Genomic DNA, 1,068 nt, shown 5'->3' with positions numbered 1-1,068 from the left:
TCGATCTTCCAGTGCCCTCGGATCCAGTCGGCGAGCTGTTCACCCGTGGCGGCTCCGGGCGGGAGGCTGGTGACGAAGTAGAGCCGTTCGATTGTGATCTTCTTGCTGGTCAGGATCTTGCGCCAGCGCATGACGCGCAGAGCCTGGCGGGCTCCGGGGTAGTCGAGATGCCGGAAAGCGACGGTCTTGAGGTGCCGGACCTCAAGCCGGCCCCGGCCTCTGGTGCGGTCCTTGTGATCGACCGGAATGTCAGCCCACGGCAGTTTCCTCAACTGCTCGAGCAGGCCGGGGTGGTTGCCCTTCACGACGGCGATGTAGTGGACGCCGTGTTCGCGCAGCCAGCGGCCGTTCGCGTGCTGGGTGTGGGCGGCGTCCGCGGTGACCACGGTGTTCTCCAGGGCCAAGCCGTCCAGGAGAGGGATGAACGTGGGCGTCTCGTTGCTCTTGGTGTCGATCTGACGTTGGGCGATCACCGTTCCGGTGTGGTTCATCGCGGCCAGCAGCCACACCGCCTTCCCGCCGCCCGCGCGCGAGCCGCGCAACTGCTTCCCGTCAACGGCCACCGCCCGCCATCGGGTCGGTCCTGCCTGACGGTTCTGTGCCCTGGCCTGGAGGAATGCGCTGACGGCGGTGTCGAAGGCGTCGCCGTCGAGACGACCGAGGAGCCGCATGACCGTGGTGGGATGCGGCACGGTGACCGCTCTGGTGAACGGGTCGACAGGGAAGCCGAGGGCCAGCAGCACCCAGCGAGGCGCGTCCGCGATCCACTCGGCAATCGCGGTCAGAGACCGCGCGCCGGCCAGCGTTCCTGCCGCCGCGGCCGCCACGAGTGCCGTCAGCGGGAAACGCCGACCACGACGGTCACGCGGGTCGGGCAGGCCCGCGAGAAACCGAACAAGGCACACCGGATCGGGCAACGGCTGCGGCGACGGGATACGGGCCAGTTGCTCCAGGCCCGACGGCATGGGAGAAGATGAGAGAGCAGGCATGGTTTTCGGTTGTGGTCACGTGAACTCGACACTCACATGATCAACGAGACCGTGCCTGCACCTGCATCCGGACCCACCC

The 1,068-nt window shown here is 67.7% G+C and carries 1 protein-coding gene; it reads right to left on the bottom strand.

The genetic code is table 11. The annotated features are described in order from the left end of the window. The coding region (locus AC0682_RS31510) for an ISAs1 family transposase (RefSeq protein WP_478536653.1) at window positions 1-965 on the bottom strand (965 nt) is incomplete at its 3' end. Window positions 966-1,068 lie beyond the last annotated feature (103 nt).

The sequence above is a fragment of the Streptomyces sp. NPDC043746 genome, from assembly GCF_056436485.1.
Note: the sequence above shows the minus strand (reverse complement) of the source record. Positions and strands in the feature narration are given on the sequence as shown.